At 38.3% G+C, this 16,631-nt stretch carries 14 protein-coding genes; 5 read left to right on the top strand and 9 right to left on the bottom strand.

Annotated elements, in window-relative coordinates; all coding sequences use genetic code 11:
- Positions 1 to 100: 100 nt before the first annotated feature.
- Positions 101 to 514 carry a hypothetical protein gene (locus tag ABVT42_RS12250; protein WP_353895904.1) on the bottom strand — a complete coding sequence of 138 codons (414 nt, stop codon included), beginning with the start codon at positions 512 to 514 and terminating at the stop codon, positions 101 to 103.
- Positions 514 to 1,689, bottom strand: a complete 1,176-nt coding sequence (locus ABVT42_RS12245) for an RHS repeat domain-containing protein (RefSeq protein ID WP_367023849.1) — start codon at positions 1,687 to 1,689, stop codon at positions 514 to 516. Before ABVT42_RS12245 ends, ABVT42_RS12250 begins: the two co-directional genes overlap by 1 nt.
- A 216-nt stretch (positions 1,690 to 1,905) precedes the next feature.
- Between ABVT42_RS12245 and ABVT42_RS12240 the strand changes: the two genes are divergently transcribed.
- Together ABVT42_RS12240 and ABVT42_RS12235 are read left to right on the top strand one after the other, a co-directional pair.
- On the top strand, positions 1,906 to 3,183 hold the full coding sequence (locus ABVT42_RS12240; protein ID WP_353895906.1) for an AAA family ATPase: 1,278 nt from the start codon (positions 1,906 to 1,908) through the stop codon (positions 3,181 to 3,183).
- A complete protein-coding gene (locus ABVT42_RS12235; RefSeq protein ID WP_353895907.1) occupies positions 3,173 to 3,838 on the top strand; it encodes an RloB family protein in 666 nt (221 codons plus the stop codon). Before ABVT42_RS12240 ends, ABVT42_RS12235 begins: the two co-directional genes overlap by 11 nt.
- Before the next feature lie 46 nt (positions 3,839 to 3,884).
- Here ABVT42_RS12235 and ABVT42_RS12230 read toward each other — a convergent pair whose 3' ends face one another.
- The 7 genes from ABVT42_RS12230 to ABVT42_RS12200 all read right to left on the bottom strand — a co-directional run bounded on the left by ABVT42_RS12230 (position 3,885) and on the right by ABVT42_RS12200 (position 10,424).
- Positions 3,885 to 4,280: a tyrosine-type recombinase/integrase gene (locus tag ABVT42_RS12230; protein WP_353896011.1), complete on the bottom strand. Its 396-nt coding sequence runs from the start codon at positions 4,278 to 4,280 to the stop codon at positions 3,885 to 3,887.
- 70 nt (positions 4,281 to 4,350) lie between these two features.
- Positions 4,351 to 4,770: a secondary thiamine-phosphate synthase enzyme YjbQ gene (locus tag ABVT42_RS12225; protein ID WP_353895908.1), complete on the bottom strand. Its 420-nt coding sequence runs from the start codon at positions 4,768 to 4,770 to the stop codon at positions 4,351 to 4,353.
- Between the two features lie 33 nt (positions 4,771 to 4,803).
- Entirely contained in the window at positions 4,804 to 5,253 is a 450-nt protein-coding gene (rimI, locus tag ABVT42_RS12220) for a ribosomal protein S18-alanine N-acetyltransferase (RefSeq protein ID WP_353895909.1), read from the bottom strand.
- A 3-nt stretch (positions 5,254 to 5,256) separates the two neighbouring features.
- The gene (locus ABVT42_RS12215; protein ID WP_353895910.1) at positions 5,257 to 6,147 is read right to left on the bottom strand and encodes a uracil-DNA glycosylase family protein; all 891 of its coding nucleotides are present in this window, start codon (positions 6,145 to 6,147) and stop codon (positions 5,257 to 5,259) included.
- A gap of 185 nt (positions 6,148 to 6,332) precedes the next feature.
- Positions 6,333 to 6,989 (bottom strand): YiaD family glycine zipper/OmpA-like lipoprotein, encoded by a 657-nt coding sequence (locus tag ABVT42_RS12210; protein WP_353895911.1) that lies wholly within the window; start codon positions 6,987 to 6,989, stop codon positions 6,333 to 6,335.
- A 275-nt stretch (positions 6,990 to 7,264) separates the two neighbouring features.
- Positions 7,265 to 9,745, bottom strand: a complete 2,481-nt coding sequence (locus tag ABVT42_RS12205; RefSeq protein WP_353895912.1) for an acyl-CoA dehydrogenase — start codon at positions 9,743 to 9,745, stop codon at positions 7,265 to 7,267.
- A gap of 1 nt (position 9,746) precedes the next feature.
- Positions 9,747 to 10,424, bottom strand: a complete 678-nt coding sequence (locus tag ABVT42_RS12200; protein ID WP_353895913.1) for a TetR/AcrR family transcriptional regulator — start codon at positions 10,422 to 10,424, stop codon at positions 9,747 to 9,749.
- A 600-nt stretch (positions 10,425 to 11,024) separates the two neighbouring features.
- Here ABVT42_RS12200 and ABVT42_RS12195 point away from each other — a divergent pair.
- The 3 genes from ABVT42_RS12195 (at position 11,025) to ABVT42_RS12185 (ending at position 16,629) form a co-directional block, all read left to right on the top strand.
- Positions 11,025 to 11,531: a hypothetical protein gene (locus ABVT42_RS12195; protein WP_353895914.1), complete on the top strand. Its 507-nt coding sequence runs from the start codon at positions 11,025 to 11,027 to the stop codon at positions 11,529 to 11,531.
- 452 nt (positions 11,532 to 11,983) lie between these two features.
- Positions 11,984 to 13,195, top strand: a complete 1,212-nt coding sequence (locus ABVT42_RS12190) for an efflux RND transporter periplasmic adaptor subunit (RefSeq protein WP_353895915.1) — start codon at positions 11,984 to 11,986, stop codon at positions 13,193 to 13,195.
- 110 nt (positions 13,196 to 13,305) lie between these two features.
- Positions 13,306 to 16,629 (top strand): efflux RND transporter permease subunit, encoded by a 3,324-nt coding sequence (locus tag ABVT42_RS12185; RefSeq protein WP_353895916.1) that lies wholly within the window; start codon positions 13,306 to 13,308, stop codon positions 16,627 to 16,629.
- Positions 16,630 to 16,631: the final 2 nt, after the last annotated feature.

Genomic DNA, 16,631 nt, shown 5'->3' with positions numbered 1-16,631 from the left:
GCCAATAAGAAATTGGAAAGCGGCCTTAAATCGATTTATGATTCAATTTGAAGACCGATTAAAAGATTATGTTTAACCTAGGGCAGTTACACAGAATTTTTTACAGGGTCTTTTTTATCTGACTCTGCATCTTTACGAAATACTCATCATATTCAAGCTTATCCTCATCTAAAAAAGCTATAAACAAATCACTATTCTCATCAACCAGCCACATAGTAAAAGGATTGTTTGAATCATCAGAAACTAAGCACCTTACTTTGAATAGACTGCAAATTTTTTTAGCCAGCATGATCTCACTAATATCACTTAAAATACCCAAACAATCATATAGAGAAATGTAAACCTGATACTCACCTTTTACTTCTTTCAGAACTAAATTGATAGCATTATCAACTAGCTCGCTTTCATCCCCGACAATTTCAACATTTACTTTGTTATCCCCAATCAGACCACAACATAATTTCTTGAGCTTTTCACTGTCTAATTTTTCACTTACAAGAATATCGACATTCATTACAACCCCAATTTCCATACGTCCAACGCTGCTTTACGTGAAGCGACATTAATCTTCATATTATTCAAAATCGAATTTGCTCTTCCAGTGTTCCCGAATTGGTTATATACGCCAAGAGCCTTATATTGTGCTCTATTCAAAGTATGAAACCCTTCGCCTCTTATAGGATATAGCCTAGTACCATGAAGGCCATACACTCTTCCATTGACTAGAATTTCATTTCCTCTAATCATGGCTTGGCCTTGACGAATTAATTCAACATCGGCCTGAACATTGACTCCTGGCTGGATTACAGTATTTACATTTTTCGCTACTGATTTTTGTGATATTTTGCTCAAATAATGCCTTGATACAGGACCGTTTACGTGAGGCAATCTTATTTCTTGTTTCTTCCACTCTCCTTCCTCAGGGTCTTCTGGAGGAGGAGTTGCCGCAGTTCCAGATACTTCGGGAGTCAGCATATGATCGTAAAATGCTTCGACCCCTTCTTTAGATCCTATGTATACAATAACTCCTAGCGTAACTAGAGGAACAACTTCAACAACAGCAGCTCCTCCTGCAACCAATGCTTCCCCACCAATAGCTTTTGCCGCTACGCCAGTTCCCAACGCTCCAATTGCTACACCAGCAGCACCCGCTCCACCTTCAGTTTCCTGACTGGTGCTCCCTCCTAAAATTTGAGCAATCCATTTATCATAATTCCAATTTAGTAATGAGTCTGGATTTTGTTCAATTTGTTCAACACTTTTGCCTCCACTATTGATCAACTCAGAAATAGATTGAGCCGACATCAAATCTGTAGGGCTTTTGTTTCTAAATGTAGCAGTATATTCACCAGTTTCGTTATTTTTTTCCACCTTAATCTTATGGAACATTAGAATATCTGCAAAACCATTACCTCCATGTGCTCCCGATATACTGTTACAGACTTGCTCTATCCTTGAAGCAGCACATGGCANAAAACCATTACCTCCATGTGCTCCCGATATACTGTTACAGACTTGCTCTATCCTTGAAGCAGCACATGGCACATACCCACTCGGATCAGTCCCAGACAAAGGATTATTCATGATGTAACTATAAGGATTCATCGACTGACTATTCCCAGGGTCTTGAATGACCGGATCAACACTCAAAAACCGACCAAGGTTATAATCATAAACCCGTCCATTCATATGAATGTGTACGAACTACGTTAGAACTCTCCTAATATTCAATGGTCTTCAAGAAATAAATGTTATTTAGTTATCAAAAAGGGAACTTTGAAGTGAATCTAGACTCTAAAAATGGTAATATGCGCCAAAATTAAAGCTTATTTTCGATAAAAAGCTATTTATTATGCTATTTTTAGTAATAATTGACAAAAACAATCATTTATTTAGTGGGATACCATGTTAATCGAATTCAATGTAAGCAATTACAGGTCTATTTCTAGCCCTCAAAGCTTAAGTCTTGCAGCTTCAAAAGGAAATGAACTAGCAGACACAAATACGTGCTCGCTGAATACATCTCCTCAACTGTCTGTACTACGTTCCGCAGCTCTATACGGGGCCAATGCCTCTGGAAAATCTAATGTCTTAAAAGCTCTTGATACAATGAAAACAATCGTTGTTGACTCTGCAAAAGATTATCAACGTGGCGATAAATTGCCTGTTGATCCTTTTCTGTTCGATGTTGAAACTAGAGAAGCACCTTCAGAATTTGAAGTTACATTTATCGAGGATGGAGTTAGATATCAGTATGGATTTGCTGCTACCAAAGAAAGAATTAAAGAAGAGTGGCTTCTCGCTTTTCCTAAAGGTCGAGCTCAAAGATGGTTTGAGCGTCACTGGGATGAGAAAGCTAATGAATATGTTTGGGATATGGGTGGCAACTTCCATGGAGAAAAGCAGCTCTGGCAAAAAGCTACAAGAGGTAACGCACTATTTCTCTCAACAGCCGTACAGCTTAATAGTGAAAACTTAGAACCTATTTACGACTGGTTTAGATTTAAACTAAGGGTGACAGATGTTTCTGCTTGGAGTAATTCATTTAGTACCAAGTTATGTTTAACTGATGCCAAGAAACCAATCTTAGAATTTTTAAAAGCCGCTGACTTAGATATTGAAGACATCAATATTGAAAAAGATAAATTTGATATTAATGCACTACCAGATGAAATCCCGGAAGAAGTTAAAAAATTTCTATCAGAGGATATGGAAGGAAAAACTATCTATGAAGTTAAAACTCTCCATAAAACATTAAATGGAGAACTTGTTACTTTAGATCTTAAAGAAGAGTCCGATGGAACACAAAAATTATTTTCTCTAGCGGGTCCTTGGATTGATACTTTGAAAAACGGGTATATTGTTTTTATTGACGAGTTACATGATAATTTGCATCCAAGATTAGTCAAGTTTCTTGTTTCATTATTCCACAGCAATGAGACAAATCCCAATAATGCTCAACTTGTATTCAGTACTCATGAAACATCAATCCTGAATCAAGATACTTTTAGAAGAGACCAAGTTTGGTTTTGCGAAAAGGATGACAGCCAATCAACTACGCTTTTTCCATTAACGGACTTCAGCCCCAAAAAAGGCCGAGAAAATTTGGAAGCGGCTTATCTAGCTGGTCGATACGGAGCCTTACCTTATGTAAAAGAGCTAAAGATCGAGTATGGGAACTGATAATTTATTTCATAAAAGAAAAGCTAAGAGTATTCAAGATCTTAGACGGCGCAAAGCAAAAAAAGAAGCTTATGAAAAGATACTTATTGTTTGCGAAGGCGAGAAAACTGAACCCTCCTATTTTTCTGAAATAAAAGATAAGCACGAATTAAATAGTGCCAATATAGACATAGTTGGTGATTGCGACTCTTGCCCTACAGCAATTGTCGAGTTTGCGAAAAAGAAATATAAGGAAGAGAAAGATCTCGGCGATCCTTACGACAAAGTATTCTGTGTTTTTGACAGGGACACTCATGCAAAATACGAATCGGCGATCACTCTTGCCAACAAAAGCAAGCCTTCAGATACCTTTGTAATTATTAATTCAGTTCCATGCTTCGAGTATTGGCTGATCCTGCATTTTGATTTTAGAACTAGACCTTATTCGCCATTACCTGGCAAGAGCATGGGGCAACAAATTATTTCTGAGCTTAAACAATTTCTTCCTAATTATAGTAAAGGAGATAATACGATTTTTTCGCAAACTGAAAGTCAGCTTCAATTTGCTAAAGCAAATGCGTCGAGAGGACTAAAACAAGCACAGAGAAATAATACTGATAACCCCTCAACCAAAATCCATATTTTGGTTGAGTATCTAGAAAATTTGAAGAAATAAGAGATGAAGCGCCAAATAACAAAAACTATTTCTAAATCATTATTCTTCAGCTATTAGCTGGATGGCATAATTTATAAACTTCTCGCAGTTTATTAATCGTCACATGCGTATAAACCTGAGTAGTCGAGATATCTGCATGCCCCAGCATTTCCTGCACATACCTGATATCAGCCCCATTCTCGTGCATTAGCGTCGCAGTACTGTGCCTGAAGAGGTTGCAGGCTCCAGGCTTTTTGATACCAGCTCTCCTGACATACTTCGAAGCAAGCCTAGTTAGCTGCTGAGGGCGGTATTTCAGGCCATCGTTAGCTAGAAACAGCGTTACTCCAGACTCAATATTTGCCAGTTTAGGCCTTACTTGCTCAAGATATACGGTTATCCACTGACAAGCTCTCTCGGCAATAGGGACTCGGCGCTCGTGGCCGCCCTTACCGTGATTTATCGTTAAAAGCTTTAAATATTTTTAGCTGAAATAAGATTTGATGTCAAAGATAAAAAATCAACGACCAATCTCACTCCCCTTGCAACGTCAAAATCAGTCTTCTCTCCCCGCCATTATTCCGATGCTCGCACAAATAAATTCCTTGCCAAATTCCCAAATTCAACCGCCCTTGGGTAATGGGAATACTTAAACTACTTCCTAACAAGCTATTTTTAATATGTGCAGGTAAATCATCACTACCTTCATCGGTATGTTTGTAATAAGGTTCATTTTCGCGCACAGCACAATTAAAAAAGCTTTCAAAATCTTCACGCACTGTTGGATCAGCATTTTCGTTAATCGTTAAGGATGCTGAAGTATGCTGAATAAAAATATTCATTAGTCCAACATGGATTTTAGACAACTCAGGCACCTGTCTCAAAATTTCATCAGTCACCAAATGAAATCCTCTATTTTTAGCCTTAAGCTTAATTTCTTTTTGAAACCACATATTTAATCAACTTCTCTAACGTTAGCATATGTGTCACACAGTTATTTGCATCACCAATGCATCTTCTCTACCCTTATCACTGGGGTAGTATGCTTTGCGCAGACCAATTTCCCAAAAGCCAAATCGGTCATATAGTGAGATTGCAATATGATTTGACTTTCTCACTTCTAAAAATATTTTTTTAATACTTGACTCTTTCGCTTGAGAAATTAAATGTTCTATCCACGTTCGCCCCAATTTTTTACCTTGAAAACACGGTTTAATCACGACGTTTAATAACTCCCACTCATCTAAAACCGGAAGTACCACCAAATGCCCAATAATTTGATCATCATATTCCATCACCCAGACCAAATGCTCACCGTCAACACTTTCATTTAACGATGCCTCACTCCATGGAGAATGATGGGCTTGCAATTCATTACTGAGAATTAAGTTTACATCTTCTTTTGTTGCATATCGAATATGTACTTGGTTTATCATAAATTAAGCACTGATAAGTTGATTAAATAAGTACAAATCTTCCATAGCGAGTTTTTTTAAGGCAGGATTTTTTATTAAATCAAAAGGATGATAGCTCACTAAGCAAGGCGTGTTTACTCTCGGTAGTTCTTGCATTTTTCCTCGAAGTTGTACAACATCTAAATTGGCATTAATCAACTCTTTAACGGTTTCATCACCAAGCAGTAACACCGCTTTTGGCTTTAACTCGGTTAGTACACTTTCAAGTGTTTCACAATCACTCCCCAAGCCAGCTTGTGATAAATTCGATAATTCTATACGAAGTGTTTGCGGTGAATCTGGTTGAACAGTTCCTGTTTGTGCGGCATAAGATTGCGCAGCATTGTCAATTAATGCTAAAACAAAATCCTGCATAATTCGACTTGGCATATTAGCTTTAGCAAAACTATTGGCAGGTTGATCGACCTGGTGCCGACAAATAATTAACACTGAATCACCATCCTTATCCCCTGCTTGCCAATTAATTCGCTTTAAATAATGTGTCTTTGCTGCAGTCGCGGCAGCCGATGCTATCGATACAGAATCTTTAAACGTGGATTGTTGGTGGACGTTTGTATTATCAGTGGTTGCTTTATTAATGCGGGGGACATCAATTTTAGAGTTGTGCGAAGAATAGCTTGGTTCAACTTCGCAGTCGTTTAATAAAGTAGAATCTGTTGATGATTGGAGGGAATTTTTAGCCTCATTTATTGCACCATCCTCGAATGATGACTCAGAATAGGTTTTGGTATGTGATGCTAAGTGAAGTTCAATTTCAGGTTCACTACGAGCAACCCAAACCGGTACATCCATCGCTTGCAGATAGGCTAGCCTTTCAGTGTCGCTTAGTGGTTGAAATGAAGTTTGTACGCTCATAAAGGCAATTATTATTTAGTTACTTGGTTATCTAGTTACTTGGCTATTTATTTACTCGATTCAATAAACTCAAGTTTAGAGTAAATCGATTATTTGAGTTAGACTGCCACTGAAATAGTGAGCAGTCTATTCGTTTTAAAATGACCAGACTTAAGCAGTATAATTAAAAACGCTTTAACTAGTAATTAAGCCTGAATGGCTCGAATCCGGATTTCTACCCGACGATTTTGTGCACGACCTTCAGCAGTATCGTTATTCGCAATCGGATTATTTGGTCCTTTACCTGTGGTAATTAAACGCTGAGTAATGATACCACCACCTTGTAAATAGTTTGAAACCGCTTTGGCGCGCGCTTCCGACAATGTCATATTATGTGACCAAGAACCTGTTGAGTCCGTGTAACCTTCAACTTCAATGATAGTTTCTTCATATTCTCTTAAAACAGTTACCACTGAATTTAAAACTGGGTGAAAGCTCGATTGAACACTTGACTGATTAGTCGCAAAAGTAATATTACCTGGCATAATCAAACGAATTTGATCCCCTTCACGCTGGATACTAACCCCGGTTTGCTCAAGCGATTCACGTAGTTTTTTCTCTTGTGAATCCATATAAGCGCCAATCGATGCACCAACGATACCGCAACCTAAAGCCGCATTACGCGCCCGTTTAGAAGACTTTCTAGAACCAATAATGCCACAAATTGCAGCACCGATAGCGCCATACTTTACTGCGCTGCTGGTTTTTTGCTCACCAGTATATGGGTCAAGGGTTTTACAGCCACCTAACGCCAATGAACTGGCAATAAGTGTGATTGCGATTTTTAATTTTATTGCAGACATAACATTTTCCTTGATAACTTTCTCGGTTAAATTGATTAAATATTAATTAAAATGAATTCTAGCGTTTTTTGATTAACTCAACCTGAACTATTCTACAGAAACAGGATAAATATTTGAGCGTTCAAATATACCTTAATTCGGCAGAATGCTTAATGAATAATTTTAACTGCGATAGATTTAAGTAACAAAAAGCCAACGAAGTTCGCTGGCTTTTTTGCTGGTTATTTTTAAACCAATCTAGTTGTAAAATCGTTGATAATCAATTACTTTACGTTTTATGCAGCCTGTCCTTTCTCATCAGACGGCTTTTCATTCGCTTCACATTGACGCTGCACAAACTCACCACGAATAAATGCCTTAGAATACTCATCGACTTGCATTGCATCCAATCTGGCGTGTTCAGCGGCTAAATAGTCATCGGCTTCTTGTTGAGTAAGAATGCCGGCGGCTAACGCAGTTGCAATGGTGTCTTCAAGTTCACGGGCCGGTGTTAACTGGCCCTTTTTAATGGCTTGACTGACTTTTCTGGCAATATGCTCTGTCGCCAACACTAATTCAAATGCATGCTCAATTCGGCCAACCGGGTCGTTTTCATCTCCCATGAAAATAGGCTGAGTTAAACGATCGCGCAAATCATTTTTAAATAACATCGCTTGCACTACTTGATGATCAAGATCATCATTGGGTCGCTTAAACTTCAAACCATATGGAAAAACAATTCGACGTAAAATCGCGGCTAACCATCTAGGCGAAAAATTATCAAAGAATTCGTTGAGCGCTTTATGCATTAAAAATAAATTATTCTGCAAATTCCACTCAACATAAGGTAAATCGGAAGCTTTTTCGCCATTATCATGGTAATACTTTAATACCGCAGAACTGAGATAAAGATAACTGAGTAAGTCACCCAAACGTGCAGACAATCTTTCTTTACGTTTCAATTCTCCTCCTAGCACAGCCATCGATATATCTGAAACTAATGCCAGCGCCGAACTCATTCGAGTTAATTGCTGATAATAATGGCCTACGGGTCCAGAGACTGGTTTACGAACAATTTTGCCTAATGTTAATCCCAAACTAATACTACGAATAAAATTACTAAACCCGTAACCCAAATGGCGGAAGAATAATGAATCAAACTCATCAATCCCTTGCTGTTCGTTGGGATTATTGGCGGCTTGCATTTCACGGAAAACAAAAGGATGACACCGCACTGCACCTTGTCCAAATATCATCAAGTTGCGGGTTAATATATTGGCCCCTTCAACCGTAATACTAATAGGCATCGACATATAACCCGTCGACAGGTAGTTTCTATCGCCCATAATAATGCCACGACCACCATGCACATCCATTGCATCCGACAGGATACTGCGCGCCATTTCTGTCATATGATACTTGGCAATCGCGGTAACAACAGATGGTTTAACTCCCAAATCAACAGCACCCGCGGTCAATACACGGGCTGCTTCAAGTTGATAAGTTGATCCGGCAATTCTCGCCAACGCTTCTTCAACACCTTCAAAATTGGCAATTTCTGTTTTGAATTGTTTACGTAAAACTGCATAAGCACCAGTTGCCCGGTAAGCAATTTTTGAAGTCGCACTAGAGGATGAAGGAAGAGAAATTCCACGTCCTGCAGACAAACAGTCGACCAACATTTGCCAGCCTTTACCGGCATATTCTTGTCCACCAATAATCCAGTCTAGCGGAATAAAAACATCTTTACCGCGAGTCGGCCCATTCATAAAAGCCTGTCCCATTGGATAATGTCGTTGACCTATCTCTACACCCGGGTGGTCAGTTGGAATAAGCGCCAGTGTAATACCTAGATTTTCTTCACCGCCCAATAAACCATCAGGATCATACATTTTAAATGCCAAGCCTAACACTGTCGCAACTGGAGCCAGCGTGATGTAGCGTTTATCCCAGGTTAAACGCATCCCTATGACTTCTTCACCTTGATATTCACCTTTACAGACAATCCCAGTATCAGGAATGGCGCCAGCATCCGATCCGGCTTTGGGTCCGGTTAATGCAAAACATGGGATATCATCCCCTTTAGCTAGTCTTGGTAAATAGTATTCTTTTTGAGCTTGGGTACCATAATGCAGTAATAGTTCAGCTGGGCCCAGTGAGTTTGGCACCATGACTGTCACCCCTAAGACACTGCTACGCGAAGATAATTTTGCGACAATTGATGAATGTGCTAATGCAGAAAAACCTTTCCCCCCATATTGTTTCGGAATGATTAATCCCCAAAAACCTTGCGTCTTTAAATATTCCCAAGCTTCTGGTGGTAAGTCTTTATCTTGGAAGGCAATTTGCCAGTCAGAAACCATTTTACAGAGTGTTTCGACTTCATTATCCAAGAAGCTTTGTTCATCTTGACTTAGTTGAGTCATTCGATATCCCAACAGTGTTTGCCAATCGGGATTTCCACGAAATAGTTCACCATCCCACCAGATATCGCCGGCTTCCAACGCCTCTTGTTCCGTCTGATTCATTGGTGGTAAAACTTTTTTAAATGCCTTGAAAATTGGTCGAGTGATTTTATCTTTACGTAAATCATCAGCCAAATAAAGTAAGGCAAATACGCCAAATAATATCCAGGGTATAAATCGAAATTCACCAGTTAGAGTGACAATAAATAACATAAAACCAGCGGTAAACAAGGCAACCCCTGTTCGTAACCGCCAATAAGCCGCTGCCCAGACAACACCAGCTAATATTAATAATTGCGTTAATATAACCATACTACGCTTCTCCCGCAGACAATAGCTCAATTGTTGAATTAGAAGATAAAAATCCAGCTGCTAAAAATGGAATCAATTTAAGTATAATATCTTTGGTACTGACAGACTCTTCAAAATCACTTTGTGAAATGTCTTGCAGTGCTTCGTGGCCAGCCAAAGTAAAAATAAATGCGCCTAGCATAAAATGCAGTCGCCAAAACATCTCTGATGCGGCGATTTGAGGACACGCCTTTTGTAATAATCGGGTAAATCTAGCTAAAACATGCGCATAATTATGCATCACATAACGCCTGATATGCCCTTGTGATTCCGCATAAGCACGCCCTAGCAGCTTCATAAAAACCGAAGCCCCGTTGGGTCGAACATTATCCGTTCCCATCAATGGCTCTACCAGAGTCCCGAGTACTTGGGAGATGTCGATTGATTTATTTTTCTCTAGAATCGCCATTTCTTTCATAATTTGGGCCGTAAAACTTTGCATAAAACGATCAAATACCGCTTCGATCAGCGACTTTTTCGAACCAAAGTGATAATTAACCGAAGCAAGATTAACCTCAGCTTTGGCAGTGATCACTCGCAAACTGGTTTCGGCAAACCCTCGTTCCGCAAACAGTTCTTCCGCAGCATCCAAAATTTTAGTCTTGGTCGCTACTTGTTTGTTGGAAGTTGGTTTATTCATAACCTGTTTCCCCGTAACCGATTTATTCGGGCCCGTTTTATTCAGATTCTGCGTCGTCGAACTTCTTGAAGGCTGATGTTTCGGTGTATTAGTTGGCATAATGATCCACATTTAACGCAAGATATAATGACATTATATGACTCTTAACCAAAATATAAACCGATTCACCCAATTATTAAGTACTAAGCCACTAAAATAGTTTTAATACTTAAATAGACCAAACACATTTTCAAACAGACGTTTAAAACATACGTTCAAACACGATTTAAGTCAAGTGACATAATTGCTAATAACCAGATGAACACACAGATGACTATAATCGGAGAATATAATCTAACACATCTGCAATATTAACTAGCATACAATCATTTCAATAAACCGCTGAAATACCTCAAATTAATATATCTCCGAGAGGTTTTCTTTCCTATACTCAAAATGTCCCGCATCAGATTATCATTAAACATTTAGGTTCGAAGTTAGATGGTTAATGACAATAACGCAGGCTTGGTAATACTTAAGCTAAGCTTACCTAGTTGATTTAATTGGCAATAGTTATCAGGTACTGATAAAAAGTATGAATTAAAATTTGCAGGAATCCAGATGAGTCAAACAGAAAATCAAGTCATGTTACTTCAGCTTGCCGCTGCTCAACTTTCAATTTCGCTGCGAGAATCAGAAAAGCCGTTTAACGACTTAACCAAATTATTTCTAGAAATTGTTCGTCAACATAGCCGAATCAATGAGTTACTCAATGAAAAACCTGAACCGAACATCGCAGAAATCCATCGATTGCATAAAAAAACTGAGCTGCAAGTCAAACAGTCTGTAGTAGATTTTCAATTTTATGATCGAATGAATCAGAGACTTGCTCATATATTAAGCAGTATGCAAAAAGCAATTCTATTGCTAAATGACGCAGAAAAATTGCAGGATGAGCAAAAGTGGGAATCTATTTTTCACAGTATTGAGAAAAGCTACACCATGCAGGAAGAAACAGAGCTTTATGAAGCTATTAAAAGTGGTGAAGGCTTTGAAACTGCAGTCAATAAACTGATTGCCAAAACCAAAACCAAGGAAGCCATTGAGCCAGATATTGAGCTATTCTAAAGTTTTTTAATTAGTATTACTTATTATGTAAAAACTCAAATATCATCGGTGAAAATAACAGTGGAATACGGATAATATGGACGGTTTTAACTATGAGACCTTCAGTTAATATTAAAATCGACAACTTGTAACACCAGAAAATCCCCGTCAAATATTGGAATTAGTGGCATCTATTAATCAATAAATCATTTTGATTACCCTATAGATAAGTTGAATTAGTCAAATCCACTATTAATTCGTTAATTTGTTAATCATAAAAAAACTTTTGTTACAAAACAGACACACCTTGAAAGGTGTTATAGTCATATAATACAGCATACACCTTATGAAAATAAGGGTTTATAAGGAACATATTTAATTTAACGGTAGTTGGCACGCTATCTGCTATTAGCCTGTTAAATAAAATATTCCTTAACTGGTTTGCCTAATTGACACAACATCAAGGATCTTTCATGAAATTATTTGCTGCTAATTCGACCGAACGGCTAAAAATGACGTTTTTATCCATTATGCTGGGTTTATCAGTACTTACCACGGCCTGTAGTGACAGTGGACAAAGTGATGATCAAAAACAGGCTTCTCAAGATGATAAAAGTAAACAAGCAAAAGACGAAAAGGCTTCAGGTGATGATGGCAAAGCAAAGCAAAAAGAAAAGGCACCGGTTCCTGTTGAAGTTGTTAGCGTATCACGAGGCGAAATAAAACAAACCTATCGAACCATAACAACGCTGGAAGCAGAAAGTGATGCGCAAGTTGTTGCAAGATCGAGTGGTTTATTGCAAAAGCTTTTAGTTGAAGAAGGTGATTTAGTTAAGAAAGGCGAGCTATTAGCACAATTAGACATTGAACAGTTATCACTTGAAGTTGCCCAAATGGAAGCTACTTCAAACAAATTGAAAAAAGAACTCGACCGCCAACAAACACTATTTAATCGAAAGTTGGGCAGCAGTGACGCGCTAGATCGCGCCAAGTTCGAATATCAGTCTCAGCAAGCACAATTTCAACTGGCAAAACTAAAGCTACGCTACGCCAGTATTAAAGCCCCTATCGATGGAGTCATTACCGAAAGAAATGTAAAAATAGGCAACTTTGTGCGAGAAAGCGACATCTTATTCAAGATTGTCGATCCCCAATCATTGAAAGCCGTGTTACATTTACCTGAAAGAGAAATGAGTAACGTTAAAAAAGGTCAAGATATTTTACTCAAAGTTGATGCTTATGCTGAAAATACAATTGTTGGAAAAATTGAAAGAATCAGACCGTCAATTGATACATCAACAGGGACATTTAAAGTTGTTGCAAAATTAAACAATCTAAATAATCAACTAAAACCCGGTATGTTCGGTAAGGTCGAAGTAGTCTTTAATGTCCATGCTGATAGCTTATTACTTGAGCAGCAAGCAATCATTACACAAGATAATCGCTCACATGTATTTGTGGTTGAAGACAATATTGCCAAACGAATTGCCATCGAAACCGGTTTCAAACATAACGGTATTGTCGAAATAGTGAGTGGGCTAAATGATAATTCTCAAGTCATCACAACCGGCCAACAAATCTTAAAACACGATACAAAAGTTGAAATTGTTGCTTCGGAAAATGTGGTCGACAAAAATAAAGCTGAAAAATCAACCAGTGTATCTAATGTAGCCGTCAACCACTAAGCGGGTTGACGGACTAAAATAAAAACTAATCGTTTAATAATAATATTTCCTGACTCCTAGTAATCATTTGCACCAGGAGAATTTTCCGGTGCCCAACCAAAGGAAAGATAATGAATTTAATTGCCGTTGCTATTCGTCGTCCGGTAACTGTTGCGATGTTTACCCTAGCCGCGCTGGTGTTTGGTCTGGTACTGGTTAACAGGCTTGGATTTAATCTGTTACCCGAATTAAATTATCCAACCTTAACCGTAAGAACAGATTTTGAAGGGGCAGCTCCAGCAGAAGTTGAAAATCTGGTAACTCGTCCTTTAGAGGGAGTTTTAGGTACGATTAAAGGATTAAGGCAGCAACGTTCTGTTTCCAAAGCTGGTCGTTCAGATATTTATCTGGAGTTTTACTGGGGCACCAATATCGATGTCGCGAGTCTAGATGTCAGAGAAAAACTTGAACAAGTCGAGTTACCTCTCGAAATAAAATCCCCCTCTTTACTACGTTTTAATCCCAATAATGAACCCATTATTCGGTTTAGTCTAAGTCAACAAGCATCATCAAAAAATCAAGCTGATAATGCCAAATCGGCTAATAGCAAGTCAACCGACAATAACATCAAGGTTGACCCCAATAATACTGAAACCATCGACAATCAAGATCCGGTTTTAAACCTGACAAAACTTAGACGTTTTGCTGACAATCAACTCTCACGAAAACTAGAAACTGTTGAAGGGGTTGCGGCAGCTAAAGCGAGTGGCGGATTAGAAGATGAAATACAAATTCTGCTAGATCAAACCCAATTGGCACAATTGAATTTAACCGTTGAAGATATCGCACAACGATTAAAAACACAAAATATCAATATGAGTGGTGGCCAGATTCGAAATGGCCAACAACAATTACTTGTACGCACATTTAATGAATTTCAAACCATAGATGATTTTGCTAATACCGTTATTTTATCGCGTGATCAAAAAATCATTCGCTTAAAAGATGTAGCCGAAGTTAATTTTGGCTATAAAGATCCAACTTCAATTATTCGTCACAATTCACAACAAGCTGTCGAACTGGCCATTTATAAAGAAGGTGATGCAAATACAGTCATTGTTGCAGAAGCGATTCGCACAGAAGTTGAAAAGATAAAAGAATCACTGCCAGCCAATACCAAGCTGACAATATTAACTGATTCATCCAAGTTTATTGACCACGCTATTTCAGAATTAATTTCATCAGCCATTATTGGTGGCATTTTAGCCATGGTTATCATTTACCTATTTCTTGGTGAAGTGACTGCAACACTAATTATTTCAGCGACAATTCCGCTCTCTGTCATCATCACATTTAACTTAATGTTTGGTGCAAAAATCGATATGAATATTATGTCGCTGGGTGGATTAGCGCTTGCCGTAGGCATGTTAGTCGATAATGCGATCGTCGTATTAGAAAATATTTCTCAGAAAAAATCACAAGGACAGCCACTTGCCCAAGCGGCATTAGAAGGAACCAGTGAAGTTTCTGGTGCGATTACAGCTTCAACACTAACTACCATTGCAGTTTTTCTACCGCTGATATTTGTTGAAGGTATTGCAGGCCAATTATTTAGTGATCAAGCTCTGACGATTACTTTTTCGCTGATAGTTTCACTTGCAGTCGCCTTAACTTTGATTCCAACAATGGCAGCTTATGGATTTAAAAAGCAACGTTCTACACCAGTATTTGAACGTAGTGAAAAAAGCATGACCAAGCGTTTTTTATTATTTCCATTTGAGTTAATAATACTAATTTTTTCAGCGTTAATTCTATTGATCAAGTCAATTATTTTTATTCTTTCTAAAGTTTTTCAAATTATTTTTATTCCACTACGCCGGGTATTTGAAGCGATTTATCAATCATTAACCCGTGTCTATCAAAAGCTACTAAAGGCTGCGCTGAATCAAAAATCAGTTACTTTAGTTATTGCTTTTGGCTTACTGGCACTCAGTTTGTTAAGTATCAATAACCTGTCAAAAGTTGTTCTTCCTGAAATGGCGCAAGGTCAATTAAAAGTCAAAGTTGAGTTTTCACCTGGAACAGCTATTGAATTAACCGACCAAAAAGTTATTAACCTTTCGTCAAAGCTATTCCAGTTCGATGGTGTTAAAGAAGTTTTTGCTACCGCAGGCACAGGGAATCAATTAACAGCCAATCCTGAACAAGAAGGAGAAAATAAGGCAGAGTTCACGCTATTACTTGTAAAAGGTATTTCGCGTTCGCAAGAAGATCGCTTACTCAATCAGATCCGCGACTTTTTAACTCAAGAGTCACAAAGTATAAAATCCGACGCACAGCGCCCTCAGCTTTTTAGCTTTACGACACCGCTGAGTGTTGAAGTGTATGGTTATGATTTAAATCTGTTAAAAAGTGCGGCCAATAAAGTTATCAACAATTTAAGCCAATCTGATCGCTTTGTCGATTTACATACCAATATGAAAAATGGTTACCCCGAAGCACAAATTACCTTCGATCAATACAAAATGGCACAGCTCGGTTTATCTATCGAACAAGCGAATCGTACCGTTGTAAATGCAATACGAGGAAATAAAGCAACTCGCTATCGATTACGCGAGCAACAAATTGATGTTTTGGTCAGGCTTGAAGAATCAGCGAGAGATGAATTAGAGGATGTTAAAAACTTAATCATTAACCCTACTTCCCCCAATCCCATTCCATTAAGTGCTGTTGCTACTATAACTGAAACTTATGGCCCTAGTGAAATTATGCGAATCGATCAGCAACGCGTTATTTTGGTTGAAGGCCAGATTCAATATGGTGGCATTGGTGAGGCAGTTAATGAAGCAAAGCAAATCCTCAATAATATACAACTCCCTTTTGGTACTTACTATCAATTTGGTGGTCAAGGCGAAGAACTGGAGCGTAGTTATACTTCATTGCTTATGGCATTAGCTTTAGCTGTATTTTTAGTTTACTTGGTAATGGCTTCACAGTTTGAATCATTGCTTCACCCTTTTATTATTTTACTGAGTATTCCCCTCGCAATTATTGGTGCAATATTTGCGCTAGTTATAACCAATACAGAAATCAGCGTAGTCGTATTTTTGGGACTGATAATGCTGGCCGGAATTGTGGTAAACAATGCGATTGTTTTGATTGATAAAATTAATCAGTTACGCATTGCCGGATATGAGAAAATCCCCGCCATTATCGAAGCAGCAAACTCTCGCTTAAGACCAATTTTAATGACGACATTAACCACAACTCTCGGTATGCTTCCATTGGCTTTGGGTCTTGGAGAAGGCACGGAAATCAGAGCCCCGATGGCAATAACCGTAATAGGCGGCTTACTCATTTCGACATTGCTAACGCTGATAGTTATTCCTGTTATGTACCAGATTCTCGATCGCAAAGATTACTCAAATCCAATTAATTTTGAGCAGGAGGCATAATC

Source organism: Aliikangiella maris, from assembly GCF_040719265.1.
Taxonomy (GTDB): Bacteria; Pseudomonadota; Gammaproteobacteria; order Enterobacterales; family Kangiellaceae; genus Aliikangiella; species Aliikangiella maris.
Note: the sequence above shows the minus strand (reverse complement) of the source record. Positions and strands in the feature narration are given on the sequence as shown.

Bases quoted from the DNA above. Each gene is read 5' to 3' on its own strand.
- ABVT42_RS12250 (WP_353895904.1), bottom strand. From the start codon at position 514: ATGAATGTCGATATTCTTGTAAGTGAAAAATTAGACAGTGAAAAGCTC.
- ABVT42_RS12225 (WP_353895908.1), bottom strand. From the start codon at position 4,770: ATGTGGTTTCAAAAAGAAATTAAGCTTAAGGCTAAAAATAGAGGATTT.
- ABVT42_RS12240 (WP_353895906.1), top strand. From the start codon at position 1,906: ATGTTAATCGAATTCAATGTAAGCAATTACAGGTCTATTTCTAGCCCT.
- ABVT42_RS12215 (WP_353895910.1), bottom strand. From the start codon at position 6,147: ATGAGCGTACAAACTTCATTTCAACCACTAAGCGACACTGAAAGGCTA.
- rimI (WP_353895909.1), bottom strand. From the start codon at position 5,253: ATGATAAACCAAGTACATATTCGATATGCAACAAAAGAAGATGTAAAC.
- ABVT42_RS12200 (WP_353895913.1), bottom strand. From the start codon at position 10,424: ATGAATAAACCAACTTCCAACAAACAAGTAGCGACCAAGACTAAAATT.
- ABVT42_RS12185 (WP_353895916.1), top strand. From the start codon at position 13,306: ATGAATTTAATTGCCGTTGCTATTCGTCGTCCGGTAACTGTTGCGATG.
- ABVT42_RS12205 (WP_353895912.1), bottom strand. From the start codon at position 9,745: ATGGTTATATTAACGCAATTATTAATATTAGCTGGTGTTGTCTGGGCA.
- ABVT42_RS12190 (WP_353895915.1), top strand. From the start codon at position 11,984: ATGAAATTATTTGCTGCTAATTCGACCGAACGGCTAAAAATGACGTTT.
- ABVT42_RS12195 (WP_353895914.1), top strand. From the start codon at position 11,025: ATGAGTCAAACAGAAAATCAAGTCATGTTACTTCAGCTTGCCGCTGCT.
- ABVT42_RS12210 (WP_353895911.1), bottom strand. From the start codon at position 6,989: ATGTCTGCAATAAAATTAAAAATCGCAATCACACTTATTGCCAGTTCA.
- ABVT42_RS12235 (WP_353895907.1), top strand. From the start codon at position 3,173: ATGGGAACTGATAATTTATTTCATAAAAGAAAAGCTAAGAGTATTCAA.